Source organism: Kribbella sp. NPDC050459 (assembly GCF_040655315.1).
Taxonomy (GTDB): Bacteria; Actinomycetota; Actinomycetes; order Propionibacteriales; family Kribbellaceae; genus Kribbella.
Genome location: NZ_JBFAJQ010000017.1, coordinates 1 through 24,702, shown reverse-complemented (window position 1 = coordinate 24,702; position 24,702 = coordinate 1). Strand labels below are relative to the sequence as shown.

The 24,702-nt window shown below is 68.1% G+C and carries 41 protein-coding genes and 1 pseudogene; 39 read left to right on the top strand and 3 right to left on the bottom strand.

Annotated features, from left to right (window positions below):
- Window positions 1-11 precede the first annotated feature (11 nt).
- From rplC to AB0I12_RS37220, 25 genes and pseudogenes are all read left to right on the top strand, one after another.
- Window positions 12-668, top strand: coding sequence for a 50S ribosomal protein L3 (gene rplC, locus AB0I12_RS37340; RefSeq protein ID WP_359939421.1), 657 nt, complete (start codon window positions 12-14; stop codon window positions 666-668).
- A complete protein-coding gene (rplD, locus tag AB0I12_RS37335; RefSeq protein ID WP_359939418.1) occupies window positions 665-1,357 on the top strand; it encodes a 50S ribosomal protein L4 in 693 nt (230 codons plus the stop codon). Before rplC ends, rplD begins: the two co-directional genes overlap by 4 nt.
- Window positions 1,354-1,659, top strand: coding sequence for a 50S ribosomal protein L23 (gene rplW / locus AB0I12_RS37330; RefSeq protein WP_130384643.1), 306 nt, complete (start codon window positions 1,354-1,356; stop codon window positions 1,657-1,659). The genes rplD and rplW overlap by 4 nt, the downstream gene beginning before the upstream one ends.
- Entirely contained in the window at window positions 1,659-2,492 is an 834-nt protein-coding gene (gene rplB, locus AB0I12_RS37325) for a 50S ribosomal protein L2 (RefSeq protein WP_355482555.1), read from the top strand. The genes rplW and rplB overlap by 1 nt, the downstream gene beginning before the upstream one ends.
- A 16-nt stretch (window positions 2,493-2,508) precedes the next feature.
- On the top strand, window positions 2,509-2,790 hold the full coding sequence (rpsS, locus tag AB0I12_RS37320; RefSeq protein ID WP_130384641.1) for a 30S ribosomal protein S19: 282 nt from the start codon (window positions 2,509-2,511) through the stop codon (window positions 2,788-2,790).
- Between the two features lie 54 nt (window positions 2,791-2,844).
- Window positions 2,845-3,234, top strand: a pseudogene (gene rplV / locus AB0I12_RS37315) (50S ribosomal protein L22); the annotation flags it as partial.
- Window positions 3,235-3,448: 214 nt separating this feature from the next.
- Complete coding sequence (gene rpsC, locus AB0I12_RS37310) at window positions 3,449-4,294, top strand: 30S ribosomal protein S3 (RefSeq protein ID WP_359939413.1); 846 nt, start codon at window positions 3,449-3,451, stop codon at window positions 4,292-4,294.
- A 3-nt stretch (window positions 4,295-4,297) separates the two neighbouring features.
- A complete protein-coding gene (gene rplP / locus AB0I12_RS37305) occupies window positions 4,298-4,717 on the top strand; it encodes a 50S ribosomal protein L16 (protein WP_355699452.1) in 420 nt (139 codons plus the stop codon).
- Window positions 4,717-4,998, top strand: coding sequence for a 50S ribosomal protein L29 (gene rpmC / locus AB0I12_RS37300; RefSeq protein WP_355699453.1), 282 nt, complete (start codon window positions 4,717-4,719; stop codon window positions 4,996-4,998). The genes rplP and rpmC overlap by 1 nt, the downstream gene beginning before the upstream one ends.
- Window positions 4,995-5,291 (top strand): 30S ribosomal protein S17, encoded by a 297-nt coding sequence (rpsQ, locus tag AB0I12_RS37295; RefSeq protein WP_355482561.1) that lies wholly within the window; start codon window positions 4,995-4,997, stop codon window positions 5,289-5,291. Before rpmC ends, rpsQ begins: the two co-directional genes overlap by 4 nt.
- 91 nt (window positions 5,292-5,382) lie before the next feature.
- Window positions 5,383-5,751: a 50S ribosomal protein L14 gene (gene rplN, locus AB0I12_RS37290; protein WP_012923677.1), complete on the top strand. Its 369-nt coding sequence runs from the start codon at window positions 5,383-5,385 to the stop codon at window positions 5,749-5,751.
- Between the two features lies 1 nt (window position 5,752).
- Window positions 5,753-6,142: a 50S ribosomal protein L24 gene (gene rplX / locus AB0I12_RS37285; protein ID WP_355699454.1), complete on the top strand. Its 390-nt coding sequence runs from the start codon at window positions 5,753-5,755 to the stop codon at window positions 6,140-6,142.
- Window positions 6,142-6,714, top strand: coding sequence for a 50S ribosomal protein L5 (gene rplE / locus AB0I12_RS37280; protein WP_359939407.1), 573 nt, complete (start codon window positions 6,142-6,144; stop codon window positions 6,712-6,714). Before rplX ends, rplE begins: the two co-directional genes overlap by 1 nt.
- Window position 6,715: 1 nt before the next feature.
- The gene (locus AB0I12_RS37275; RefSeq protein ID WP_012923674.1) at window positions 6,716-6,901 is read left to right on the top strand and encodes a type Z 30S ribosomal protein S14; all 186 of its coding nucleotides are present in this window, start codon (window positions 6,716-6,718) and stop codon (window positions 6,899-6,901) included.
- Window positions 6,902-6,995: 94 nt separating this feature from the next.
- The gene (rpsH, locus tag AB0I12_RS37270; protein ID WP_131286345.1) at window positions 6,996-7,403 is read left to right on the top strand and encodes a 30S ribosomal protein S8; all 408 of its coding nucleotides are present in this window, start codon (window positions 6,996-6,998) and stop codon (window positions 7,401-7,403) included.
- Between the two features lie 27 nt (window positions 7,404-7,430).
- Window positions 7,431-7,973 carry a 50S ribosomal protein L6 gene (gene rplF / locus AB0I12_RS37265; protein WP_329003453.1) on the top strand — a complete coding sequence of 181 codons (543 nt, stop codon included), beginning with the start codon at window positions 7,431-7,433 and terminating at the stop codon, window positions 7,971-7,973.
- A gap of 2 nt (window positions 7,974-7,975) precedes the next feature.
- Window positions 7,976-8,359: a 50S ribosomal protein L18 gene (rplR, locus tag AB0I12_RS37260; protein WP_133789404.1), complete on the top strand. Its 384-nt coding sequence runs from the start codon at window positions 7,976-7,978 to the stop codon at window positions 8,357-8,359.
- A gap of 28 nt (window positions 8,360-8,387) precedes the next feature.
- The gene (gene rpsE / locus AB0I12_RS37255) at window positions 8,388-8,987 is read left to right on the top strand and encodes a 30S ribosomal protein S5 (RefSeq protein ID WP_359939401.1); all 600 of its coding nucleotides are present in this window, start codon (window positions 8,388-8,390) and stop codon (window positions 8,985-8,987) included.
- Complete coding sequence (rpmD, locus tag AB0I12_RS37250) at window positions 8,987-9,169, top strand: 50S ribosomal protein L30 (protein WP_355482575.1); 183 nt, start codon at window positions 8,987-8,989, stop codon at window positions 9,167-9,169. Before rpsE ends, rpmD begins: the two co-directional genes overlap by 1 nt.
- Before the next feature lies 1 nt (window position 9,170).
- Complete coding sequence (gene rplO, locus AB0I12_RS37245; RefSeq protein ID WP_167205895.1) at window positions 9,171-9,611, top strand: 50S ribosomal protein L15; 441 nt, start codon at window positions 9,171-9,173, stop codon at window positions 9,609-9,611.
- 135 nt (window positions 9,612-9,746) lie between these two features.
- Window positions 9,747-11,048 carry a preprotein translocase subunit SecY gene (secY, locus tag AB0I12_RS37240; protein WP_359939397.1) on the top strand — a complete coding sequence of 434 codons (1,302 nt, stop codon included), beginning with the start codon at window positions 9,747-9,749 and terminating at the stop codon, window positions 11,046-11,048.
- A complete protein-coding gene (locus tag AB0I12_RS37235; protein ID WP_355699458.1) occupies window positions 11,048-11,620 on the top strand; it encodes an adenylate kinase in 573 nt (190 codons plus the stop codon). The genes secY and AB0I12_RS37235 overlap by 1 nt, the downstream gene beginning before the upstream one ends.
- Window positions 11,621-11,630: 10 nt before the next feature.
- Window positions 11,631-12,455, top strand: coding sequence for a type I methionyl aminopeptidase (map, locus tag AB0I12_RS37230; RefSeq protein WP_359939819.1), 825 nt, complete (start codon window positions 11,631-11,633; stop codon window positions 12,453-12,455).
- A gap of 64 nt (window positions 12,456-12,519) precedes the next feature.
- On the top strand, window positions 12,520-12,966 hold the full coding sequence (locus AB0I12_RS37225; RefSeq protein WP_355699459.1) for a DUF1707 domain-containing protein: 447 nt from the start codon (window positions 12,520-12,522) through the stop codon (window positions 12,964-12,966).
- 11 nt (window positions 12,967-12,977) lie between these two features.
- Entirely contained in the window at window positions 12,978-13,781 is an 804-nt protein-coding gene (locus AB0I12_RS37220) for a hypothetical protein (protein ID WP_359939393.1), read from the top strand.
- Here the strand turns inward: AB0I12_RS37220 and AB0I12_RS37215 are convergent.
- Complete coding sequence (locus tag AB0I12_RS37215) at window positions 13,759-14,610, bottom strand: NAD(P)-binding domain-containing protein (protein WP_359939390.1); 852 nt, start codon at window positions 14,608-14,610, stop codon at window positions 13,759-13,761. The genes AB0I12_RS37220 and AB0I12_RS37215 overlap by 23 nt on opposite strands.
- A gap of 76 nt (window positions 14,611-14,686) precedes the next feature.
- Between AB0I12_RS37215 and AB0I12_RS37210 the strand changes: the two genes are divergently transcribed.
- From AB0I12_RS37210 to AB0I12_RS37145, 14 genes are all read left to right on the top strand, one after another.
- Complete coding sequence (locus tag AB0I12_RS37210; protein WP_359939387.1) at window positions 14,687-15,010, top strand: helix-turn-helix domain-containing protein; 324 nt, start codon at window positions 14,687-14,689, stop codon at window positions 15,008-15,010.
- A 92-nt stretch (window positions 15,011-15,102) separates the two neighbouring features.
- On the top strand, window positions 15,103-15,324 hold the full coding sequence (infA, locus tag AB0I12_RS37205; RefSeq protein ID WP_012923661.1) for a translation initiation factor IF-1: 222 nt from the start codon (window positions 15,103-15,105) through the stop codon (window positions 15,322-15,324).
- Window positions 15,325-15,359: 35 nt separating this feature from the next.
- The gene (gene rpmJ / locus AB0I12_RS37200; protein ID WP_008361054.1) at window positions 15,360-15,473 is read left to right on the top strand and encodes a 50S ribosomal protein L36; all 114 of its coding nucleotides are present in this window, start codon (window positions 15,360-15,362) and stop codon (window positions 15,471-15,473) included.
- 171 nt (window positions 15,474-15,644) lie between these two features.
- Window positions 15,645-16,016, top strand: coding sequence for a 30S ribosomal protein S13 (gene rpsM, locus AB0I12_RS37195; RefSeq protein ID WP_141854777.1), 372 nt, complete (start codon window positions 15,645-15,647; stop codon window positions 16,014-16,016).
- A 38-nt stretch (window positions 16,017-16,054) separates the two neighbouring features.
- On the top strand, window positions 16,055-16,462 hold the full coding sequence (gene rpsK, locus AB0I12_RS37190) for a 30S ribosomal protein S11 (protein WP_131286332.1): 408 nt from the start codon (window positions 16,055-16,057) through the stop codon (window positions 16,460-16,462).
- A gap of 19 nt (window positions 16,463-16,481) precedes the next feature.
- Window positions 16,482-17,090, top strand: a complete 609-nt coding sequence (gene rpsD / locus AB0I12_RS37185; protein WP_355482591.1) for a 30S ribosomal protein S4 — start codon at window positions 16,482-16,484, stop codon at window positions 17,088-17,090.
- 100 nt (window positions 17,091-17,190) lie between these two features.
- A complete protein-coding gene (locus AB0I12_RS37180; RefSeq protein WP_130384620.1) occupies window positions 17,191-18,216 on the top strand; it encodes a DNA-directed RNA polymerase subunit alpha in 1,026 nt (341 codons plus the stop codon).
- A 67-nt stretch (window positions 18,217-18,283) separates the two neighbouring features.
- A complete protein-coding gene (rplQ, locus tag AB0I12_RS37175) occupies window positions 18,284-18,832 on the top strand; it encodes a 50S ribosomal protein L17 (protein WP_359939379.1) in 549 nt (182 codons plus the stop codon).
- A 72-nt stretch (window positions 18,833-18,904) separates the two neighbouring features.
- On the top strand, window positions 18,905-19,717 hold the full coding sequence (gene truA / locus AB0I12_RS37170; RefSeq protein WP_359939376.1) for a tRNA pseudouridine(38-40) synthase TruA: 813 nt from the start codon (window positions 18,905-18,907) through the stop codon (window positions 19,715-19,717).
- Window positions 19,710-20,309 carry a methyltransferase gene (locus AB0I12_RS37165; protein WP_359939373.1) on the top strand — a complete coding sequence of 200 codons (600 nt, stop codon included), beginning with the start codon at window positions 19,710-19,712 and terminating at the stop codon, window positions 20,307-20,309. Before truA ends, AB0I12_RS37165 begins: the two co-directional genes overlap by 8 nt.
- Before the next feature lie 39 nt (window positions 20,310-20,348).
- On the top strand, window positions 20,349-20,636 hold the full coding sequence (locus AB0I12_RS37160) for a hypothetical protein (RefSeq protein WP_359939370.1): 288 nt from the start codon (window positions 20,349-20,351) through the stop codon (window positions 20,634-20,636).
- The gene (locus AB0I12_RS37155) at window positions 20,633-21,820 is read left to right on the top strand and encodes a zeta toxin family protein (RefSeq protein ID WP_359939367.1); all 1,188 of its coding nucleotides are present in this window, start codon (window positions 20,633-20,635) and stop codon (window positions 21,818-21,820) included. Before AB0I12_RS37160 ends, AB0I12_RS37155 begins: the two co-directional genes overlap by 4 nt.
- A 65-nt stretch (window positions 21,821-21,885) precedes the next feature.
- Window positions 21,886-22,419 (top strand): SigE family RNA polymerase sigma factor, encoded by a 534-nt coding sequence (locus AB0I12_RS37150; protein ID WP_359939364.1) that lies wholly within the window; start codon window positions 21,886-21,888, stop codon window positions 22,417-22,419.
- Window positions 22,412-23,173: a hypothetical protein gene (locus AB0I12_RS37145; RefSeq protein ID WP_359939361.1), complete on the top strand. Its 762-nt coding sequence runs from the start codon at window positions 22,412-22,414 to the stop codon at window positions 23,171-23,173. Before AB0I12_RS37150 ends, AB0I12_RS37145 begins: the two co-directional genes overlap by 8 nt.
- A gap of 1 nt (window position 23,174) precedes the next feature.
- On the opposite strand, the gene AB0I12_RS37140 is transcribed toward AB0I12_RS37145, so the two are convergent.
- Both AB0I12_RS37140 and AB0I12_RS37135 read right to left on the bottom strand, forming a co-directional pair.
- Window positions 23,175-24,341: a hypothetical protein gene (locus AB0I12_RS37140; RefSeq protein ID WP_359939358.1), complete on the bottom strand. Its 1,167-nt coding sequence runs from the start codon at window positions 24,339-24,341 to the stop codon at window positions 23,175-23,177.
- On the bottom strand, window positions 24,338-24,547 hold the full coding sequence (locus AB0I12_RS37135) for a hypothetical protein (RefSeq protein WP_359939355.1): 210 nt from the start codon (window positions 24,545-24,547) through the stop codon (window positions 24,338-24,340). Before AB0I12_RS37135 ends, AB0I12_RS37140 begins: the two co-directional genes overlap by 4 nt.
- Between the last annotated feature and the right edge of the window lie 155 nt (window positions 24,548-24,702).

Below are 24,702 nucleotides of genomic sequence, written 5' to 3'. Positions count from 1 at the left end.
ACGAACAACCAATGAGCAAGCTAAAGAACACGCGCGGTCTGCTGGGCACCAAGCTCGGCATGACCCAGACCTGGGACGAGAACAACCGCGTCGTCCCCGTCACCGTGGTCCAGGCCGGCCCCTGCGTCGTGACCGAGGTGCGTACCTCGGCCAGCCACGGGTACGACGGCGTCCAGATCGCCTTCGGAGACATCGACCCGCGCAAGGTCACCAAGCCGATGCGCGGCCACTTCGACAAGGCCGGCGTGACGCCGCGGCGCCACTTGCTGGAGCTGCGCACCGCCGACGCCAGCGAGTACACGCTGGGCCAGGAGATCAAGGCCGAGGCCTTCGAGGCCGGCGAGCGCGTCGACGTTTCCGCGACCAGCAAGGGCAAGGGCTTCGCCGGTGTGATGAAGCGACACGGCTTCCACGGTCTGCGCGCCACCCACGGTGTGCACAAGAAGCACCGCTCGCCGGGTTCCATCGGCGGCTGCGCCACCCCGGGCCGGGTCTTCAAGGGCCTGCGGATGGCGGGCCGGATGGGCGCCGAGCAGGTCACCACGCAGAACGTGTCGGTCCACGCGATCGACGTCGAGCGCGGCCTGATCCTGCTCAAGGGTGCCGTTCCCGGCCCCAAGGGCGGCCTCGTGCTGATCCGCAACGCCGCGAAGGGAGCTGCGAAGTGAGCACCGTCGACGTCGTCGTCGTGAAGGGCGACAAGGTCAGCAAGAACGGCTCCGCCGAGCTTCCGGCCGAGCTGTTCGACGTCCAGGTCAACGTGCCGCTGATCCACCAGGTCGTGGTGGCCCAGCTGGCCGCGGCCCGCCAGGGTACGCACAAGGCGAAGACCCGGGGCGAGGTGTCCGGCGGTGGCGCCAAGCCGTACCGCCAGAAGGGCACCGGTCGCGCCCGCCAGGGTTCGACCCGCGCGCCGCAGTTCACCGGCGGTGGCGTCGTCCACGGCCCGGTGCCGCGTGACTACAGCCAGCGGACCCCGAAGAAGATGATCGCCGCCGCGCTCCGCGGCTCGCTGTCGGACCGGGCCCGCGACGGCCGCGTGTTCGTCGTCGAGAGCTTCGTGGACGGCGACAAGCCCTCCACCAAGTCGGCGCTGAAGGTGCTCGGCGAGGTGACCGAGCCGGGCAAGGCGCTGGTCGTCGTCGACCGCGCCGACGAGCTCACCTGGCTGAGCCTGCGCAACGTGCAGCACGTGCACCTGATCGCGGCCGACCAGCTGAACGCGTACGACGTGCTGTGCAGCGACGCGGTGGTGTTCACCAAGAGCGCCCTCGACTCGTTCGTCGCCGGCGCGCCCAAGGGCAAGTCCGTCAAGGCCGTCGCCACGTCGACTGAGGCCGAGGAGGTAGAAGCATGAGCCACGGAGTCAACAAGGACCCCCGCGACGTGCTGCTCCGGCCGGTCGTGAGCGAGAAGAGCTACGGCCTGCTGGACGAGCAGAAGTACACGTTCGAGGTCGCCCCGGACGCCAACAAGACCGAGATCAAGCTCGCGGTCGAGAAGGTGTTCAAGGTCAAGGTCAGCGACGTCAACACCCTGAACCGCAAGGGCAAGCGCCGCCGGACCCGGTCCGGTTTCGGTAAGCGCCCCGACACCAAGCGGGCGATCGTGACCCTCAAGGGTGACGACCGCATCGATATCTTCGGAGGCCAGTCGTAATGGGAATCCGCAAGTACAAGCCGACGACGCCGGGCCGCCGTGGCTCGAGCGTGGCCGACTTCGTCGAGCTCACCCGTTCGACCCCCGAGAAGTCGCTGCTGCGTCCGCTGCCGAAGAAGGGCGGCCGGAACAACTCCGGCAAGATCACCACCCGGCACCACGGTGGCGGCCACAAGCGGGCGTACCGGCTGATCGACTTCAAGCGGTACGACAAGGACGGCGTGCCGGCCAAGGTCGCGCACATCGAGTACGACCCGAACCGGACCGCCCGGATCGCGCTGCTGCACTACGTGGACGGCGAGAAGCGCTACATCCTCGCCCCGTCCAACCTGCGTCAGGGCACGATCGTCGAGAACGGCCCGGCCGCGGACATCAAGATCGGCAACAACCTGCCGCTGCGCAACATCCCGGTCGGCTCCACGGTGCACGCCGTCGAGCTGCGTCCCGGCGGTGGCGCGAAGATGGGCCGCTCGGCCGGTGCCAGCATTCAGCTGGTCGCGAAGGAAGGCCGGATGGCCACCCTGCGGATGCCGTCCGGCGAGGTTCGGATGGTCGACGTGCGCTGCCGCGCCACCCTCGGTGAGGTCGGCAACGGCGAGCAGTCGAACATCAACTGGGGCAAGGCGGGCCGGATGCGCTGGAAGGGCAAGCGCCCGACCGTCCGCGGTGTCGCGATGAACCCGGTCGACCACCCGCACGGTGGTGGTGAGGGTAAGACCTCGGGTGGTCGCCACCCGGTGTCCCCGTGGGGCCAGCCGGAAGGCCGGACCCGCACCCGCAAGGAAAGCGACCGCATGATCGTCCGGCGCCGCAAGGCCGGCAAGAAGCGCTGATAGGGAGCCGGCCACAATGCCACGCAGCCTGAAGAAGGGCCCGTTCGTCGACCACCACCTGGCCAAGAAGGTGGAGGTGCAGAACGAAAAGGGCACCAAGAACGTCATCAAGACCTGGTCCCGCCGATCGATGATCGTGCCGGACATGATCGGCCACACGATTGCGGTGCACGACGGCCGCAAGCACGTGCCGGTGTTCGTGACGGACTCGATGGTCGGGCACAAGCTCGGCGAGTTCGCCCCGACCCGGACGTTCAAGGGTCACGAGAAGGACGACCGGAAGTCACGGCGTCGCTGACCCCCCGGGGATCAGTGACGAAGCGAAAGCAACCTACGGAGAGATTCGAACATCATGAGCGTTCAAGAGCGTAGGGCGATCAGCGCCCGTCGCGAGAGCCTGCTGGGCGAGCAGCCCGGGGCCTTCGCGGTCGCGCGCTTCGTCCGCGTGACGCCGATGAAGGCGCGCCGCGTGGCCGATCTGGTGCGCGGTGCCGGCGTCGACGACGCACTCGCCACTCTGAAGTTCGCCCCGCAGGCCGCTGCCGCGACCGTGTACAAGGTCGTCGACAGCGCCGCGGCGAACGCCGAGGGCACCGAGCACCTGAGCCGGGCCGATCTGATCGTGTCCAAGATCCTGGTCGACGAGGGACCGACGCTGAAGCGTCACCGCCCGCGCGCCCAGGGCCGGGCCACCCGGATCGACAAGCGGACCAGCCACATCACCGTCGTGGTCGAGCCGCGGGTCACCGAGGAGGCGGCTCCGAAGGCGCCGGCCAAGAAGGCCGCTGCCAAGAAGACCGCTGACACGGCGGACACGGCCAAGAAGGCCTCGGCGAAGAAGGCGGCCAAGAAGGCCGCCGACAAGCCGGCCGAGGCCGCCGAGAAGCCGGCCAAGAAGGCGACCGCGAAGAAGACGGCCGCCAAGAAGGCCACCGCTGAGAAGAAGGAGTCCTGACGTGGGACAGAAGGTAAACCCGCACGGGTTCCGTCTCGGCATCAGCACCGACCACAAGAGCCGTTGGTACGCCGACAAGCTGTACAAGGACTACGTGGGCGAGGACGTCAAGATCCGTCGTCTGCTGAGCAAGGGCATGGAGCGCGCCGGCATCTCCCGCGTGGAGATCGAGCGCACCCGTGACCGGGTCCGGGTCGACATCCACACCGCTCGTCCGGGCATCGTCATCGGTCGCCGCGGCGCCGAGGCGGACCGGATCCGGGGCGGCCTGGAGGAGCTCACCGGCAAGCAGGTGCAGCTGAACATCCTCGAGGTGAAGAACGCCGAGGTCGACGCCCAGTTGGTCGCGCAGGGCGTGGCCGAGCAGCTGTCCGGCCGCGTGGCGTTCCGCCGCGCGATGCGCAAGGCGATGCAGACCACCATGCGTGGCGGCGCCCTGGGCATCCGGATCCAGTGCTCCGGCCGGCTCGGTGGCGCGGAGATGTCGCGGTCGGAGTTCTACCGCGAGGGCCGCGTCCCGCTGCACACGCTGCGGGCCGACATCGACTACGGCTTCTACGAGGCCCGGACGACCTTCGGCCGGATCGGCGTGAAGGTCTGGATCTACAAGGGCGACGTCGCCGGCTCCCGCGCCGAGCGCGAGGCGCAGGCCGCGGCCCGGGCCGCCACCCAGCAGCGTCGGCCGGCTCGCCGGGACGACCGCGGTGGCCGTGGCGGCGAGCGTGGTGACCGCGGTGGCCGTCGCGACGACCGCCGGGACAACCGCCGCAACGACAACGCCGCTGCTCCGGCAGCGGAGGCGCCGGCGGCCGACAAGCCCGCCGAGACGACCGGAACGGAGAGCTGACCGATGCTCATCCCCCGCAAGGTCAAGCACCGCAAGCAGCACCACCCGAAGCGCTCCGGCGCGGCCAAGGGTGGTACGACGCTGGCCTTCGGTGACTTCGGCATCCAGGCGCTGGAGAGCCACTACATCACCAACCGGCAGATCGAGGCCGCGCGTATCGCGATGACCCGGCACATCAAGCGTGGCGGCAAGGTGTGGATCAACATCTACCCGGACCGTCCGCTGACCAAGAAGCCGGCCGAAACCCGGATGGGTTCCGGTAAGGGTTCGCCGGAGTGGTGGATCGCCAACGTGAAGGCCGGCCGCGTGCTGTTCGAGCTCTCCGGTGTTCCGGAGGACATCGCTCGCGAGGCGATGCGCCGCGCGATCCACAAGTTGCCGATGAAGTGCCGCTTCATCACCCGAGAGGCAGGTGAGAACTGATGGCTACCCTGACCGCCGCCGAGCTGCGGAACCTGGGCCGGGACGAGTTGCTGACGAAGCTCGGTGAAGCCAAGGAGGAGCTGTTCAACCTCCGGTTCCAGGCTGCCACGGGCCAGCTGGAGTCCCACGGCCGGCTGCGCGCCGTCCGCAAGGACATCGCCCGCATCTACACGGTGCTGTCCGAGCGTGCGCTCGGTATCACCGAGGAGGTCGACGCCCCGGTCGAGGCCGAGGCTGCCGCCGAAGAGACTGCGGACGACAGTGAGAAGGCCAACGCATGACCGAGAACGCGAAGGACGAGACCGTGAGCACGACCACCGAGGCGCGAGGCCGCCGGAAGACCCGTGAGGGCCTGGTGCTGAGCGACAAGATGGACAAGACCGTCGTGGTCGAGGTCGAGGACCGGGTGAAGCACAAGCTGTACGGCAAGGTCATCCGGCACACCAGCAAGCTCAAGGCGCACGACGAGCAGAACGCCGCCGGGATCGGCGACCGCGTCCTCCTGATGGAGACCCGGCCGCTGTCGGCGACCAAGCGCTGGCGCGTCGTCGAGATCCTCGAGAAGGCCAAGTAGTTCCCGGCTGCTGCCGGCAACCATTCGAAATTATTCGTTCCGCAAGGCTCGGCCCAGCTGAGAACCAGCGAGACAACCAGGAGATCAACAGATGATCCAGCAGGAGTCGCGACTGAAGGTCGCCGACAACACGGGCGCGAAGGAGATCCTTTGCATCCGCGTTCTCGGTGGCTCCGGTCGGCGCTACGCCGGTGTCGGTGACACGATCGTCGCCACCGTCAAGGACGCGATCCCCGGCGGTGGTGTGAAGAAGGGTGACGTCGTCAAGGCGGTCGTCGTGCGGACCGTGAAGGAGCGCCGGCGTCCGGACGGCTCCTACATCCGCTTCGACGAGAACGCCGCGGTGATCCTGAAGGCCGACGGCGAGCCGCGCGGCACCCGTATCTTCGGGCCGGTCGGCCGGGAGCTGCGCGAGAAGCGCTTCATGAAGATCATCTCGCTCGCGCCGGAGGTGCTCTGAGATGGCTGCCCAGAAGAAGCTGCACGTGAAGAAGGGTGACCAGGTCCGTGTGATCTCGGGTCGCTCGAAGGGCCTCGAGGGCAAGATCATCCAGGTCTTCCCGAACGACGAGAAGGTTATCGTCGAGGGCGTCAACCGGGTGAAGAAGCACACCAAGGTGCAGCAGGCCCAGCGCGGCGGCACCACCGGTGGCATCGTCACCCAGGAAGCCCCGATCCACGTCTCGAACGTGGCCCTTCTGGTCGAGGTCGAGAAGGACGGGAAGAAGCAGAAGGTGACCACCCGCGTCGGCTACAACCGCGTCGAGGTGCAGAAGCGCCGTCCCGACGGTTCGACGTACACCGGTTACCGGAGCGTCCGGATCGCCCGGCGTACCGGCGAGGAGATCTGATGACCACCGCAGTAACCGAGAACAAGATCCAGCCGCGGCTGAAGACGAAGTACCGCGAGGAGATCGTCGGCAAGCTGCACGAGCAGTTCCAGTTCGAGAACGTCATGCAGGTGCCCGGGCTCACCAAGATCGTGGTGAACATGGGCGTCGGCGAGGCGGCTCGCGACTCGAAGCTGATCGAGGGCGCGGTGAAGGACCTGGCCGCGATCACCGGCCAGAAGCCGCAGGTCACCAAGGCCCGTAAGTCGATCGCGCAGTTCAAGCTGCGTGAGGGGATGCCGATCGGCGCGCACGTGACGCTGCGCGGCGACCGGATGTGGGAGTTCCTGGACCGGCTGCTGGCGCTCGCGCTGCCCCGGATCCGCGACTTCCGCGGTCTGTCCCCGAAGCAGTTCGACGGCACCGGGAACTACACCTTCGGTCTGACCGAGCAGGTGATGTTCCACGAGATCAACCAGGACCGGATCGACCGCGTCCGGGGCATGGACATCACCGTGGTGACCACCGCGAAGAACGACGACGAGGGTCGGGCCCTGCTGCGGGCGCTCGGCTTCCCGTTCAAGGAGAACTGACGTGGCGAAGACAGCACTCAAGGTCAAGCAGGCCCGGAAGCCGAAGTTCGCGGTGCGTGGCTACACGCGCTGCCAGCGCTGCGGCCGGCCGAAGGCGGTCTTCCGCAAGTTCGGCCTGTGCCGGATCTGCCTGCGGGAGATGGCGCACCGGGGCGAGCTGCCCGGCGTGACCAAGTCCAGCTGGTGACCGTCTCCACCCCAGAACTTCTCCCCATTCACCACCATCTAGTCACCGTAGGTCGCCGAACGGCGAAACCACGGCGGGAAAGAGGCCCCAGGCCATGACGATGACCGACCCGATCGCAGACATGCTGACGCGTCTGCGCAACGCCAACCAGGCGTACCACGAGTCGACCTCGATGCCGTACAGCAAGATCAAGCAGGGCATCGCCGACATCCTCCAGCAGGAGGGCTACATCTCCTCCTACAAGGTGGAGGAGCCCAAGGAGGGCACCGTCGGCAAGACCCTGATCGTGGACCTCAAGTTCGGCCCGAGCCGGGAGCGCTCCATCGCGGGTGTTCGGCGGATCAGCAAGCCGGGCCTGCGGGTCTACGCGAAGTCGACCAGCCTGCCCAAGGTCCTCGGTGGCCTGGGCGTCGCGATCATCTCGACGTCCCAGGGTCTGCTGACCGACCGTCAGGCCAAGAACAAGGGCGTTGGCGGGGAAGTCCTCGCCTACGTCTGGTGACGAAGAAACCGGAAGGAGGACCACTGAATGTCTCGCATCGGTAAGCTCCCGGTCACGGTCCCGTCCGGCGTCGACGTCACGATCGACGGCCAGACGGTCACTGTGAAGGGTCCGAAGGGTCAGCTGTCGCACGTCGTCGCTGAGCCCATCGCGGTCGACCGGGACGAGGACGGCGCCATCGCCGTGACCCGCCCCGACGACCAGCGCAAGAGCAAGGAACTGCACGGCCTCTCCCGCACCCTGATCGCCAACCTGGTGACCGGCGTGACGGACGGCTACGAGAAGAAGCTCGAGATCGTCGGCGTCGGGTACCGCGTCCTGTCCAAGGGACCGACCCAGCTGGAGTTCTCGCTCGGGTACAGCCACACGATCACGGTCGACGCCCCCGAGGGCATCACCTTCAACGTGGAGGCCCCGACCCGGTTCTCGGTCATCGGCATCGACAAGCAGTCGGTCGGTGAGGTCGCCGCCAACATCCGCAAGCTGCGCAAGCCCGAGCCGTACAAGGGCAAGGGTGTGCGGTACGCGGGCGAGCAGGTGCGCCGCAAGGTCGGAAAGGCTGGTAAGTAACCATGGCGATCGGACTGCGTCCGCACAAGCACTCCGCCAAGAAGACGTCTTCCCGGCTGCGTCGGCAGATCCGGGTCCGGAAGAAGATCAACGGCACGGCCGAGCGGCCGCGGCTGGTGGTCTCCAAGTCCTCGAAGCACCTGTTCGCGCAGGTCATCGACGACGTCGCCGGCAAGACGCTGGTCTCGGCTTCCACCATGGAGGCCGACCTGCGGGGCGCCGAGGCGAACAAGACCGACAAGGCCAAGACCGTCGGCGGCCTGATCGCCGACCGGGCCAAGGCCGCCGGCATCGACTCGGTCGTCTTCGACCGGGCCGGGAACAAGTACCACGGCCGCATCGCGGCCCTGGCCGACGCCGCCCGCGAGGGCGGGCTCGGCTTCTGATGGCGACAAGGGAAGAAGGTAGTTCGAAATGAGCGGAGGCCAGCAGCGTCGCGGAGGCGGCGCCGGTGGTGAGCGCCGTGGCCGCGACGGTGGTCGCGGTCAGCAGGCGGACAAGACCGCCTACATCGAGCGCGTGGTAGCCATCAACCGTGTCGCCAAGGTCGTGAAGGGCGGTCGTCGCTTCAGCTTCACCGCCCTCGTGGTCGTCGGCGACGGTGAAGGCACCGTCGGTGTGGGTTACGGGAAGGCCAAGGAGGTGCCCGCGGCGATCGCCAAGGGCGTCGAGGAGGCCAAGAAGGCGTTCTTCAAGGTGCCGCGGATCCAGGGCACCATCCCGCACCCGGTCCAGGGCGAGAAGGCTGCCGGCGTGGTGCTGCTGCGCCCGGCCGCGCCCGGTACCGGTGTGATCGCGGGTGGCTCGGCGCGCGCCGTCCTGGAGTGCGCCGGGATCCACGACATCCTCAGCAAGTCGCTGGGTTCCTCGAACTCGATCAACGTGGTGCACGCCACGGTCGAGGCGCTGCGGAGCCTGGAGACCCCGGAGGCCGTGGCCGCGCGCCGTGGCCTGCCGGTCGAGGACGTCGCCCCGGCGGCCCTGCTGAAGGCGCGGGCGGAGGTGGCTTCCTGATGGCACGCCTGAAGGTGACCCAGATCCGTTCGGGCATCGGTGGTAAGCAGAACCAGCGCGACACGCTGCGCACCCTGGGCGTCAAGCGGATCGGCGACACCGCCGTCCACGAGGACCGTCCCGAGGTTCGCGGCATGGTTCGCACGGTTCGCCACCTCATCACCGTCGAGGAGGTCGACTGACATGGCGCTCAAGGTTCACCACCTGCGTCCGGCGCCCGGCGCCAAGACCGCCAAGACCCGCGTGGGTCGTGGTGAGGGCAGCAAGGGCAAGACCGCCGGCCGCGGTACCAAGGGCAGCAAGGCGCGTAACAACATCCCCGAGTACTTCGAGGGTGGCCAGATGCCGCTGCACATGCGGCTTCCGAAGCTGAAGGGCTTCAAGAGCAGGAACCGGGTGGAGTTCCAGGTCGTTAACCTGGACAAGCTCGGACAACTGTTCCCCGAAGGTGGCGAGGTCGGCGTGGCCGACCTGGTCGCCAAGGGCGCGGTCCGTCGTGGTCAGCCGGTCAAGGTGCTGGGTGACGGCGAACTGACCGTGGCACTGCAGGTCTCGGCGCACAAGTTCTCCAAGTCCGCCACGGACAAGATCCAGGCGGCCGGGGGAACCACGACCGAGGTGTGACACGAGGTCCAGGGCTCGTAACGATCGGTGCTTGATATCCTGCGCCGGTCGGACGAGCCCTGGTTCGTCTCTTGCCCAGAGGCTTAGCTAGGCCCCTGCCGTGCCCGCGGCCAGGGAAACTTGTGGGAGGACAGGGTGTTAGGCGCCTTTGCCAACGCGTTCAAGACTCCGGACCTGCGCCGGAAGATCTTGTTCGTGCTCTTCATCGTCGTGATCTTCCGGATCGGCTCGGTCGTTCCGGCGCCCGGTGTGAACGTCCAGTCGCTGCACACGTGTATCAAGATCTCGCAGGGCGGCCAGAACGCCAACCTGTACAACTTGATCAACCTGTTCTCCGGCGGCGCGCTGCTGCAGCTCGCGATCTTCGCGCTCGGCATCATGCCGTACATCACCGCCAGCATCATCCTGCAGCTGCTCACCGTGGTGATCCCGCGGCTGGAGTCGCTGAAGAAGGAGGGCCAGGCGGGTCAGGCCAAGATCACGCAGTACACCCGGTTCCTGACCGTCGGTCTGGCGATCCTGCAGTCGACCGCGTTCGTGGCGCTCGCCCGGACGCCGGGCCGGCTGTTCCAGGGCTGCAGCGAGCCGCTGCTGTACAAGGACGACTGGTTCACGATCACCGTCATCGTGCTGACCATGACCGCCGGTACCGGCGTGATCATGTGGCTCGGTGAGCTGATCACCGACCGTGGCGTCGGTAACGGTATGTCGATCCTGATCTTCACCCAGATCGTCGCGACCTTCCCGACCCAGCTGTGGAGCATCCGCAAGCAGAAGGGCATCACCACCTTCGTCGTGGTGATCGCGATCGGCCTCGTCATCATGGCGGCGGTCATCTTCATCGAGCAGGCCCAGCGCCGGATCCCGGTCCAGTACGCGAAGCGGATGGTCGGCCGGAAGATGTTCGGCGGCACCTCGACGTACATCCCGCTGAAGGTGAACCAGGCCGGTGTCATCCCGGTCATCTTCGCCTCCAGCCTGCTGTATCTCCCCGTTCTGGTCAGTCAGTTCCAGCAGGGCAAGAGCTGGTCCAACTGGATCCAGGGCAACTTGGTCAAGGGCGACCACCCGATCTACATGGCGACCTACGTCGCTCTGATCATCTTCTTCACGTACTTCTACGTCTCGATCACCTTCAACCCGAAGGAGGTCGCCGACAACATGAAGAAGTACGGCGGCTTCATCCCCGGGATCCGGGCGGGTCGGCCGACCGAGGAATACCTGAAGTACGTGTTGGACCGCATCACGCTGCCCGGCGCGATCTACCTCGCGGTGATCTCGATGATCCCGCTGGTCGCTCTCGTCCTGCTGAACGCGAGCCAGAACTTCCCGTTCGGCGGTACGTCGATCCTGATCATGGTCGGTGTCGGACTCGACACCGTGAAGCAGATCGAGAGTCAGCTGCAGCAGCGAAACTACGAAGGGTTCCTGCGCTGATGAGAATGTTGCTGATGGGTCCGCCCGGGGCGGGCAAGGGCACGCAGGCAAAGGTGCTTGCGGAACGCCTGAATATCCCGGCCGTGTCCACCGGCGACATCTTCCGTGCGAACGTGAAGGACGAGACGCCGCTGGGTGTCGAGGCGAAGCGTTACATGGACGCGGGCGACTACGTCCCGGACGAGGTCACCAACGCGATGGTGCGGGACCGGCTGTCCGAGGCCGACGCCGGCGACGGCTTCCTGCTCGACGGGTACCCGCGGACGCTGGCCCAGGTCGGCACGCTGGACGACATCCTCGCCGAGCACGGGCACAAGCTGGACGCGGTGGTGGCGCTGGTCGCCGACACCGACGTGCTGGTCGGCCGGATGCTCAAGCGGGCCCAGACCGAGGGCCGCACGGACGACTCCGAAGAGGTCATCCGGCACCGGCAGGACGTCTACACCGCCGAGACCAAGCCGCTGCTGCGGGTGTATGCCCAGCGCGGCCTGCTCGTCGAGGTGGACGGCGTCGGAGAGATCGACGAGGTCAGCGAGCGCGTGCTCGCGGCCCTCAAGACCGTCACCGAGTAAGTGATGTGCACTGATGTTTAGGGACCGCGGGATCGAGATCAAGACCCGCGAGCAGATCCTCGCCATGCGTAAGGCCGGCCTGGTGGTCGGCCGCACGCTGGAGCTGCTCCGCGGTGAGGTCCGGGCCGGCATCACCACCGGCGAACTGGACGCGATCGCGGAGGACAACATCCGGTCCTCCGGCGCGACGCCGTCGTTCAAGGGCTACCACGGGTTCACCGGCTCGATCTGCGCGTCGGTGAACGACGAGATCGTGCACGGCATCCCGGGCGACCGGGTGCTCGCCGACGGCGACCTGATCTCCATCGACTGCGGCGCGATCGTGGACGGCTGGCACGGCGACGCCGCGATCACGGTGCCGGTCGGCGAGGTCGACGCCGAGCTGCTGGAGCTCGCGCGGATCTGCGCGGAGTCGATGTGGCGCGGGTTCGCCGCGGCCCGGCTCGGCGGCCGGCTGTCCGACATCTCGGCCGCGATCGAGGCCCACGTCCGGGCGAACTCGTCGTACGGGATCGTCGAGGACTTCGTCGGGCACGGGATCGGGTCGGCCATGCACCAGCCGCCGAACGTGCCGAACTTCGGCCGCGCCGGCCGCGGGCCGAAGCTGGTCGAGGGGATGGCGCTGGCCGTGGAGCCGATGCTCACGCTCGGCAAGCAGGAGAATCACACGCTCGAGGACGACTGGACCGTCGTCACCAACGACGGGCGGTCGGCCGCACACACAGAGCACACGTTCACTCTCACTCCGCAAGGCCCCTGGGTGCTGACCGCCATCGACGGCGGCGAGTCCGAGCTCGCCGAGCTCGGCGTGAAGTTCGGCGCCCTCGCCGACTGACGGACCACGGGGGTCCACCCGTCGGGGGACGCGGAGCGGACCGGAGCTGAGGCACACTTGAGACATGCCTCAGTACCAGCCGCACCAGCGTTTCACCGAAGCCGACCGGGACAAGATCGCCGGCCGGTTGCGGGACGCGTTCGCGGACGGCCGGCTGGACCAGCCCGAGTTCTCGTCGCGCCTCGACCAGCTCTACACCGTGCAGACGTACGGCGAGCTCGAGCCGCTGGTGCGTGACCTGCCGCCGGTGCGGACGTACCAGACGCCCGAGGTGGTCAAGGACTCCAAACCCGCGCCGGAGCCGGGCAGCTTCCCGGAGCGGAAGAAGGACAACCACCCGCAGCACCGCGGCGGGGCGATCGGCGGCTTCACCGGCGTCGTGCTGATCAACGTGGTGATCTGGTTCGTGATCGGGCTGGGCAACGGCGGCCACTGGCCGCACTTCTGGCCGGTCTGGCTGCTGATCCCGTGGGCGATCATCGCCCTCGGCGGCCTCGGCAGGCGCCGTTGACAGCGGCCCCGATGAGTCGCCGCCTGGCCGGTCCGCGTCTACGGCCGGATCTGGCGTGGCAGGTGCATCAGGGAGCCGCGATCGTCTACGTGGTCTGGTTCGCCGTCGCCGTGCCGCTGGCGGTCGCCGGGCTGCTGCTGGAGCCCCGGTGGGTCGGGTGGATGGTGCTGGCCTGGTTCCTGGTGCTGCTCGGGTTCACGCTGGCGCTGCGGATCGCCGACAGCCGCCGCCGGCGGGAGTGGGCGGAGGCCGCCGGGCAGCTCGGCTGGCGCGTCAGCGCGTCCGCAGCGGAGCTGCTGGATCGTTGGCCGTTCCCACCGTTCGACGCGGACCCGGAGGCCGAGGTCGCCGACGTGACGTCGGGCCGGCATCGCGGCCGGGAGTTCTGGACCGGGCGGTTCCGGCACAAGGTCGGGCGCCGTGAGCTCGGCTTCGACTTCCTCGATCTCCATGTGGAGCGCCCGCTGCCGCCGTTGCAGGTGCTGCCCGCGGGGCTCGCGCCGGTCGCGGCGGCGAGCTTCCTGCCGTTGCCGTTGACGGTCGAGGGCCTGCCGGGGCAGTACCGCTTGTTCAACGGGCGTGAGGATCACGCGCTGGCCGTCCTGCATCCGCGCGCGGTCGAGGCGCTGGCCGACGTACCGGCGTTCGGCTTCAGCTGCGAGGGCCGGCGGTTCGTCGCGATCCTCCCGGCGTACCGCGACGCGACCACCGCCCTCGCGCAGCTCGACGCGGCCTGCGACCTGCTGGACCTCATGCCGGAGCAGGTCTGGCGCGCGGGCGAACAGTGGGCGGCTACGCAGTCCTCAGCAGACTGACGAGCGCCGACAGGTCAGCTTTGCCGTGGCCGGCTGCCACGGCCCGGTGCAGCAGCTCGCCCATCGGCGCGAGCAGCATCGGGTCGACGTCGTGTGCTTCTGAAGTGCTGATGAGGTTCTCGTAGGCAGCTGCCTGCATGGAGAGATTCGAACCGGCCGTCTCCGCAGAGCCGTTGTCGAGGTCCTCGGCGATGCGGGGCAGGCTCGTGAGCATGGCCGTCAGCCATGGGCTCAGGAACCGGGTGGTGAACGGCTCCGCCGCGAGGTCCTGACTGGTGATGAGGGCCAGCGCATGCTGGGCGCCGCCGAACATGCCGTACATGGCGCTCAGCAAGGCGATGTCGTACAGGGCGGCCAGCCCGGGGTCGGCGCCGACGTACGCCGGACGTGCCAGCACAGACAGGTCGGCGCTGTGCTTCTCGAAAGCCTCCGGTTCGCCGCTGTAGAAGATGAATGCCGCTGGACCGCCGATCATCGCGGGCACAGCCATGATGCCGCCGTCGACGTACTGCGCTCCCGCGCTCGTGAGCTGCTCTGCGGTGCCGCGGGCCTGGTCGGGTGTGCTGTTGGTGAGGTTGACGACCGTCTTGCCGGTGAGGTCGATGCCGTCGAGTGTGCTGCGGACGGTGTCGTCGACGAGCAGGCAGACGACGACCAGCGGACTGGCCGCGATCGCCTCGGCCGCTGTGGTGGCGCGTACGACGTCGAGTTCGGGGGAGCGGCCGGGGGTGCGGTTCCAGACGGTGGTCGGGTGGCCGGCGGCCAGGAAGGCCCTGGCGAGGGCGGTCCCCATCGTGCCGAGCCCCAGGACGGTGACAGGTGTCTTCATGCGGTCCACCCTGGATCCCACGCTTTAGGATGGACAAGTACCCACTAAATAGTCAGGTACTGACGGAAAGGTAAGTATGCGCCCGTACACGTGTGGCCTGGACGCCGCGGCGGATGTGATCGGCGGGAAGTGGAAGCCGCGCATCCTGTGGGCGCTGCATCACGGCCCGCTGCGGTTCGGCGAGCTGCGCCGGGAGATCCCCGGCGTCACGGAGAAGATGCTGATCCAGCAACTGCGCGAGCTGGAGTCGCGTGGCATCGTGCACCGGGAGGTCTTCCACCAGGTGCCGCCGAAGGTCGAGTACTCACTCACCGAGCTCGGAGTGTCACTCAACGTCGCGCTGATGCCCTTGGACGACTGGGGCGCCGAGCACATGGCGGAGCTGGAGAGTACCCGCTGAGGCCCCAATTGGGATCAATGCCGCGCGTGGCGTACACTTTTTCCTTGGCTCTTTGTAGCCATAGCCAGTCACGTCTACAGAAGTGCGAGGACATGCCCAAAAAAGAGGGAGTAATCGAACTCGAGGGCACCATCGTCGAGGCCCTGCCGAACGCGATGTTCCGTGTTGAGCTGTCCAACGGGCACAAGGTGCTCGCGCACATCAGCGGCAAGATGAGGCAGCACTACATCCGGATCCTCCCCGAGGACCGGGTCGTCGTGGAGCTGTCGCCGTACGACCTCACCCGGGGTCGGATCGTCTATCGGTACAAGTAAGACCCACACCAACACCTGTCGAAGAAAGAAGCTCGATGAAGGTCAATCCGAGCGTCAAGAAGATCTGCGACAAGTGCAAGGTGATCCGCCGTCACGGCCGGGTCATGGTGATCTGCGAGAACCCGCGGCACAAGCAGCGGCAGGGCTGACAAGCCTCACGCAGTAACACGGCACTTTCGCACCACAGCGCGCATGCTCATCCAGGTCACTGGATGTCGCCCCTGGAACAGAGGCCAGGGCCTTGCCGGTGAAGCACTCACCGAGGCGGGCAAGGACGCAGCGCGCCACCACACCTCTGCCGACGAAAGGAACACCGCCACATGGCACGCCTCGTAGGAGTCGACCTGCCGCGCGACAAGCGCATCGAGGTCGCCCTCACGTACATCTTCGGTGTGGGCCGCACGCGCGCCCAGGAAACGCTGAAGAACACCGGGGTCTCCCCGGACAAGCGCGTCCACGAGCTGGGCGACGACGAGCTGGTCAAGCTCCGGGACTGGATCGAAGGCAACTACAAGATCGAAGGTGACCTCCGTCGCGAGGTGACCGCGGACATCCGCCGCAAGATCGAGATCGGGTCGTACCAGGGTCGCCGGCACCGCAGCGGGCTTCCGGTGCGCGGTCAGCGCACGCGGACCAACGCCCGTAGCCGCAAGGGTCGCCGTAAGGCGATCGCCGGCAAGAAGAAGAAGTGACCCGGATGACTGTCGACCACCCCAGGAGCAACTGACCTATGCCTCCCAAGAGCCGCACCGCGGCCGGCGCGAAGAAGGTGCGCCGCAAGGAGAAGAAGAACGTGGCCGCCGGCCACGCGCACATCAAGAGCACGTTCAACAACACGATCGTGACGATCACCGACCCGACCGGCGCGGTCATCTCGTGGGCCTCCGCGGGCACCGTCGGCTTCAAGGGTTCGCGCAAGTCCACCCCGTTCGCCGCGCAGATGGCCGCCGAGGCCGCCGGGCGCCGCGCGATGGAGCACGGCATGCGCAAGATCGACGTGTTCGTGAAGGGTCCCGGCTCCGGCCGTGAGACCGCGATCCGTTCGCTGGGTGCGGTCGGCCTCGAGGTCGGCACCATCCAGGACGTCACCCCTGTTGCCCACAACGGCTGCCGCCCGCCCAAGCGGCGCCGGGTCTGACCCAGAGAGGAGCACGAAAATGGCCCGTTACACCGGACCCATGACCAAGAAGTCGCGCCGTCTCGGGGTCGACCTCGTCGGTGGCGACAAGGCGTTCGAGCGTCGTCCGTACCCGCCGGGTATGCACGGCCGCGGCCGCCCGAAGGAGAGCGAGTACCTGCTGCAGTTGCGCGAGAAGCAGAAGGCGCGCTACTCGTACGGCGTTCTCGAGAAGCAGTTCCGCCGGTACTACGAGGAGGCCTCGCGGCGCTCCGGCAAGACCGGTGACAACCTGCTGCAGATCCTGGAGTCCCGGCTGGACAACGTGGTGTACCGCTCCGGTCTCGCCCGTACCCGCCGCCAGGCCCGTCAGCTCGTCGTGCACGGTCACTTCACCGTGAACGGCATCAAGGTGAACATCCCGTCGTACCGCGTCTCGGCGCACGACATCATCGATGTCAAGCCGAAGTCGGTGGAGACGACGCCGTTCATCATCGCCCGGGAGACGCACTCCGAGCGCGTCGTCCCGGCCTGGCTCGAGGTGATGCCGGAGCGTCTGCGGATCCTCGTCCACCAGCTGCCGACCCGGCAGCAGATCGACACCCAGGTCGCCGAGCACCTGATCGTCGAGCTCTACTCGAAGAACTGACCCGGAACCGGTCGGCGGCCTGCGGGCCGCCGGCCGGATCGGTGCGTTCTTCACTCGCGACCTCAAATAGTGGTCGTCGCGACACAGAAGGAACAAGAAGTTGCTTATCGCACAGCGCCCCACCCTGACCGAAGAGGTCGTCGACGAGTACCGCTCGCGGTTCGTGATCGAGCCGCTGGAGCCGGGCTTCGGTTACACCCTCGGCAACTCGATCCGCCGGACCCTGCTGTCCTCCATCCCGGGGGCGGCCGTCACCAGCATCAAGATCGACGGTGTCCTGCACGAGTTCTCCACCGTTGCCGGGGTCAAGGAAGACGCCACCCAGCTGATCCTGAACCTGAAGGACCTGGTCGTCTCCTCCGAGCACGACGAGCCGGTCACCATGTACCTGCGCAAGCAGGGCCCCGGTGACGTCACCGCCGCCGACATCGCGCCGCCGGCCGGTGTCGAGGTGCACAACCCGGACCTGAAGATCGCCACCCTGAACGAGAAGGGCCGGCTCGAGATGGAGCTGGTCGTCGAGCGGGGCCGCGGTTACGTGTCCGCCGTCCAGAACAAGTCCGCCGACGCGGAGATCGGCCGGATGCCGGTCGACTCGATCTACTCGCCGGTGCTCAAGGTCACCTACAAGGTCGAGGCCACCCGTGTCGAGCAGCGCACCGACTTCGACCGCCTGGTGGTCGACGTCGAGACCAAGCCGTCGATGCTGCCCCGCGACGCCGTCGCGTCGGCCGGTAAGACGCTGGTCGAGCTGTTCGGCCTGGCCCGTGAGCTGAACGTCGAGGCCGAGGGCATCGACATCGGCCCGTCGCCGGTCGACGAGCAGATGGCCGCCGACCTGGCGCTGCCGGTCGAGGACCTGCAGCTGACCGTCCGGTCGTACAACTGCCTCAAGCGCGAGGGCATCCACACCGTGGGTGAGCTGATCTCGCGCAGCGAGCAGGACCTGCTGGACATCCGGAACTTCGGCTCCAAGTCGATCGACGAGGTCAAGCTGAAGCTGGCCGAGATGGGCCTGTCGCTGAAGGACTCCCCGCCCGGGTTCGACCTCCGCGCCGCGTCCGGTGCCTACGGCAACGAGGCGGACGACGAGGACGAGAGCTTCGCCGAGACCGAGCAGTACTGAGCTGACCAAAGGCCCGTCGGGCCGTATCCCCACGGCTCGACGAGCCTGAGATTCCTGGAGTTATGAGATGCCTACCCCCACCAAGGGTGCCCGGCTGGGCGGCAGCCCGGCGCACGAGAAGCTGATCCTCAGCAACCTCGCGACGTCGCTGTTCGAGCACGGCGCCATCACCACCACCGCGGCCAAGGCCAAGCGCCTGCAGCCGCTGGCGGAGCAGATGATCACCAAGGCGAAGCGTGGTGACCTGAACTCGCGCCGCCAGGTGATGAAGCGGATCAAGGACAAGAGCGTCGTGCACGTGCTCTTCACCGAGATCGGCGAGCGGTACGCCGACCGTCCGGGTGGCTACACCCGGATCACCAAGCTCGGCCCGCGCAAGGGCGACAACGCCCCGATGGCGAAGATCGAGCTGGTCGAGGCCCTGGCCGACAGCCCGAAGGCCAAGAAGACCGCCGCGAAGAAGGCTCCGGCCAAGAAGGCAGCCGCTCCGAAGGCCGAGGAGAAGGCCGACGAGCCGCAGGACGAGGCCAAGGTCGAGGACGTCCAGGACGAGAAGGTCCAGGACGTCGTCGCCGAGGACACCACCACCGAGGACGCGAAGACCGACGACAAGTAAGTCGCCGGCTCGTAGTCACCACAGAGCCCCCTCACCGCACGGTGAGGGGGCTCTGTTGCGTTAGATTGCCGTGTGCGCTGGCGGATCGACCTCAGGTATGACGGAGCAGCCTTCCACGGGTGGGCCCGTCAGGAAGGTCTCCGTACCGTGCAGGGGGAGCTCGAGGAAGCGGTCCGCGTCGTACTGCGGCTGCCGGAGCCGGTGACTGTGACCTGTGCCGGCCGGACGGACACCGGGGTGCACGCCCGCGGACAGGTCACCCATGTGGACGTAGAAGGCGCTGTGGACCCGCTGAGGCTTCTCAGAGGGCTGAACGGCGTCCTGCCCGCGGATGTGGCTGTCACGGCCGTTACGGCGGCCCCAGAGGGCTTTGACGCCCGGTTCTCGGCTCTGGCGCGCCGCTACGTGTACCGGCTGTGCGACGACCCGGCCGGCTGGGATCCGCTCACCCGCGGACACGTGCTGCGGGTGGGCCGTCCGATGGATGTTGACCGTATGAACGCGGCCGCGACCGGTCTCCTCGGGGAACACGACTTCGCGGCGTTCTGCAAGAAGCGGGAGGGTGCCAGCACAGTGCGGGCGCTGCTGGAGTTCTCCTGGCAGCGGACGGGCGTCGGGCAGCTGGAAGGCACTGTGATCGCAGATGCGTTCTGTCACTCGATGGTGCGGGCTCTGGTGGGCTCGATGATCCCGGTGGGCGACGGACGCCGGGACGTCTCCTGGCCCGCAGCGGTGCTGGCCGGGAAGGTGCGGGACTCCGCCGTGTCCGTCCTGCCGGCGCACGGGCTGACACTGGAGGAAGTGCGCTACCCGGCAGACGACGAGCTGGCCGCGCGGGCTCTGCAGGCCCGTCAGGTCAGGGGAGAGGTGCATCAGCGTGGGTGACCACTTCTTCTCGGCGGATCCGCAGTCGGCGGACGTACGGCGTACCGTCGAGGCCCGGATCTGGGGGCGGCCGTACGTCTTCACCACGGCGACCGGAGTGTTCTCCCGGGACCGCTTGGACATCGGTACGTCGGTGCTGCTGCGCTCGGTGGAACCGCCGACCGGGCCGGGGACCTTTCTCGACCTAGGGGCCGGCTACGGACCCATCGCCTGCGCGCTGGCGGTGGAGGCCCCGGAAGCGACGGTGTGGGCGGTCGATGTGAACAACCGCGCGCTGGAGCTCACCCAAGTGAACGCGGAGGTAGCCGGCGTCGCGGACCGCGTACGCGCGGCGCTGCCGGACGACGTACCCGACGACGTGCGGTTCGACCAGATCTGGTCGAACCCCGCGATCCACATCGGTAAACCCGAACTCCACAAGATGCTGCTGCGCTGGCTGAGCCGTCTCGCGCCGGACGGGACCGCCTGGTTCGTGATCGGAAAGAATCTGGGCGGTGACTCGCTGCAGCGCTGGCTGACCGACCAGGGATACCCGTCCGAGCGGGTCGGCAGCGCCAAGGGTTTCCGGGTGTTGCGGACCCGCCGGGAATAACTTGCCGCAGGCATCTATGCCCGGGGTAGGGTCGCGCTGATGACGCAAACACCGCACCCGGAGCCGAATCCGCGCTGGTCGTTCGACGACGAGCGCGCCTACGAGTCCGCGCGGAACCGGATCGGCGCGGTGATCGCGGCGTACAGCGCCCGGATCGGGGATGCCGAGGACGCCGGCGACGACGCCGAGGCGGATCGGCTGGCCGCGGCGTCCGCGGAGTACGAGGAGCTGCGGCGCCGGCTGTCCCCGGACGACGGGGGCGAGATCGCGCGGATCAACGCGGAGTTCCCGGAGTTGCTGGCCCGGGTTCGCGCCGGTCGGCAATGAGCCGGCTGTCGAAGGAGAAGCTGGGGGAATTCTACCTGCGGCGGATCCGGCCGGGACTCGCCGGGCACGGCCGCGGGCGCCCGCCGTGGCGGCAGCCGACCGTGCTGTTCATCGCGGGGCAGCCCGGCGCGGGCAAGACCACGATGCAGGCGGCGGCGATCGACCGCCTCGGCATGAAGACCGCGTACGTCGTGGACCACGACGAGCTGCTCGAGAAGCACCCGAACTATGCGCGGGGCGCGCTGGAGGACGACTACAGCGCCTCCGGGGTGTACGGGCAGGACGCGAGCGCGTGGCGCGGCTGGGCGTTGCAGGACGTGCAGACTCGGCGGATGGACGTCGTCGTACCGTTCCCGATCTCCGGACAGTACGACCTCGACCTGATGAGGCAGTTCCAGGACAAGGGGTACCGGGTCGAGGTCGCGCTCGCGGCGGTGCACGAGTCGCAGAGCCAGCTCGGGATCATGGAGCGGTTCCTCGACGGGCGGCAGGAAGCCGGGTACGGGCGCTGGATCGGTGCTGATCAGCACGATCAGATCTACCAGGACATGCTCGGCACGGCGGACGCGATCGAGGCGCAGGGACTCGCCGACGCCCTGCACGTGTACCGGCGGGGCGAGGCCGAGCCGGTGTTCACGAACGAGCGGAAGAAGGGCGTCTGGCAGCACCAGATCGGCTCGACCCGCTGGGCGATCGAGAGCGAGCGGAACCGCCCGTGGACGGACCGCGAGGTCAACCACTTCGTTCGCGGCTACAACAGACTGGCCGCTCTGGCCCAGCGCCCGCTCAAGGACCACTTCAAGGCGATCCCCCTGATGGCGTCCAACGAAGGCCGGCGCCTCCTCGCCAAACTGCACCACACAGCCGCCCCCAAACTGGCCGAACACCGACACCTGGCCACCCTGAAAGCGCAGGCCGACGCCGCGCGAGCCCAACTGCAGCAGGCGCCTCCGCGGCCGGTGCAGGCTCCGCATGGGCAGTTCGTGGCGCAGCCGTGGCAACAGCAGCAGGGGCATGACTGGCAAGCGTTTGCGGTTCGGTTACAGGCAGAGCAGAGCCCCGCGTCTGGTATCTCTGTGCCTGGGACCGACGCACACCAGCAGGGTGAGCAGCGGCCTCAGCGGGGACAAGGTGCGGCTCGGGACGAACGAGGCGGCGGAGGCAGCGGTCAGCTGGCCCGCTGACCCGACCGTGCCGGAACTGCAACGAAGAGCGGCACACCGGCGTCCTGAGGGGTATGGAGGCAGTCTTGGCGGCAGCGGAGGTGCGGACGGAGCCGCTCGACTTCGAGGCATGGGTGACCGAGAAGGCCGATGCCCTGCTGCGGTTCGCCTACGTCCTCACCGGCGACGCGAATCTGGCCGAGGACGCCGTACAGGACGCTCTGACCACAGCCTGTGCGCGCTGGGGGCGGGTGAGCCGCGCCGACGACCCCGAGGCGTACGTGAAGCGCATGGTGGTGAACGCGCACATCTCCTGGTGGCGGAGGTTCCGCCGGCGTGAGGCGCCGGTGGACGACCCGGTCCGCACCGCACGAGCCGTCGGGGACGGTACGGCGGCGCGCGCCGAGTCGGACGCCATCTGGGCCTTGTGCGCAACGCTCCCGGACAAGCAGCGGGCAGCCGTCGTACTGCGGTTCTACGAGGAGCTGTCGTACGCCGAGATCGCCCAGCTGCTGCACTGCGCGGAAGCGACCGCCCGCTCGCATGTGCACCGCGCACTGGCAGCACTGAAGACCACACTGAGCAGCGAACGAGGGACGGAAGGAGCCGAGAATGCCTGAGCACGATCCTGAGCGGGAGCTCGGCCCCAAGATCACCTCGGCGCTCCAGGGCCACGCGGACACGCAGGGGATGCAGGCGACCGATCTGGCGCGGGAGGCCCGTCGGCGCGTGCACCGCCGCCGCCAGGGGATGTCGGTGGCGGCCGCCGCGGTCCTGGTGGCGGCAGCAGTGGGCGGCGTCTGGAGCGTGATGGGCAGTGATTCGCCGGTCGCCACGAGCCACAGCGACTCGGCCGGCGAAGGCAAGGCCGCGGGCCCGGAGCGGACCTCGCAGGGCATCCAGCCGAATGCGGCGGCGAACACCGCCTGTCCGGCGCAGCATCCGATCCAGCAGGTCGCCGGGCCGAGCGACGTACCGACCGGGACCGGGCTCGACCTGAACACTCCGGTGACGGGTCTGACCGCGTGCCGCTACAGCACCGGGCAGGGCGGTCTGCTCGGACAGATGCAGTTCGATGGCGCGGTGGCGCAACAGGTCGTCGATGCGATCAAGGTGCTCCCGGAGCGGAATCCGGAGCTACCGGTCTTCAAGTGCGCGCCACAGGTTACTAAGCCGTCCGAGGCGATCGCACTGCGCTTCGCCACGGCAAGTGGCGTCAAGGAGATCTGGGTGGTGTACGACGGCTGCACGGACGCCGGCTTCTTCACCGGCACGCACACCTACGGTCTGTTCTCCGCACCGCTGAAGCTGTTCATGAAGGACTCGGTCCGCCCGTCCGGTGGTACCTACCTGAGCGCGCTGAAGGACTGGTAGCTCACTCGACGCCGCGGTCCGGCCTCTTGGCGGACTTGATGGACCGCACATTGTCGGGGCGGTCGCCGCTCTCTGTCTGGGCGGCGGTGTGCCGGCTCGGTGCCGTGTGTGACCACAGGAACTGCTGCAGCCTGGCGATCTCCTGCTCGCGTTCGTTCGGGTAGAGCTGCTCCGGCAGTTGCTGGTAGTACGCCTGCTCGCGCCCCGCGACCGGACGCTGCGCCGGCCATCCGGCCTCGGCCCAGATCTGCCGAACCTCGTCCTCACGGTCCCGGAACGTCTCCAGCGCCGAGTCCGGCAGCTCCGGCGGCTCCACACCCGGGTGCTCGGCGTTCCAGGACTCGTAGTGGTCCTTGATGGTGTCGAGGTTCGTCTCGAACTCCAGCGCCGTCCACTCCGCCGAGCTGTCGCCCCATCTGGACTTCACACCCGGATCCGTGAGCCGGCTGTGCTCCGTCATCGCCAGTCCGCCGAGCCCGCGCCGCAGTGGCCCGGTCAGGTGCTCGCGTAGCTGGGCGCGGTGCGCGTCGGGGACCAGGTCGCCGACCTGGTGATCGATCGCCCGGTCGGCGATCGCGGCGAACCGCTGCGTTCGCTCGGTGCTCTCGACCAGGTCGCGTAGCTGGTTCACGCCCAGGCCGGTGGCGCCTGCCAGCGGGTACATCAGCCGGCCGGTGGCCGCTGTGTACGCCGGGAACGCGGACATGTGGCCGTGCGGCAACGAGTGCTCGGTCAGGTCCTCGGAGATCCGGCCGACGTACCGCTGGGTGAACTCGTCGGCCAGGCCGCGCTCGAGTGCGAGGTCCTCCCACGAACCGTTCGGCGTCGCGCCCGGCGCCGACTCGTCACCGAACTCCGACAGCGAGAGCCGGGCCTGGAAGACCGCCATCTCGGTCGCGCTCGAGGCCGCCCACCGCTCGTCGCGGGTCGGGGTCTGCTCCGCCGCGTAGACGGCCCGTGCCGGGTCGAGCACGTGCTTGCGGCTGATCGTCATGCTGCCGTCGGTGTGGTAGATCCCGCTGATGTCACCGTCCTGTTCGTACAGCTTCCCGTTCCAGTGCGAGTCGCGGCCGGCGTACTCGGCGGCCTTGGCGACGACCGATGCGACCCACTCGTACTCCCAGGTGCCGGGCAGGATCTCCGGACCGCGCCGGAGGAGGTCGTTCACCGGCTGCCCTCCGCGAGGCCGGCGATCTGCTCCGCGAGTGAGCTGTTCATCAGCAGAAGGGCGGCCCGCTGGTCAGCCGCCGCCTGCGGGACCAACTGCCCGATCCGCTGCAGTGCCTGCTCCAGCTGGGCGATCCGGTCCTGCCCCTGCGCAGCCGACATCGTCGCTTCGCCGTACAGCCGCTGGGCCTCGCGATACGCGTCCATCCGCACCTTTCCCTCACCTCAGGACGCCGTCGATCATTCCTCGTCAGAGGGTCGCCTAGCTGTGATGTCCAGGGAGGTTGTCCCGCGTTTCGGCGGTGAGTCGGGCTGACAGGTGAAGGCCTCCGGTTGTGAAGTGGAGCTGTCTAGTTCACCGC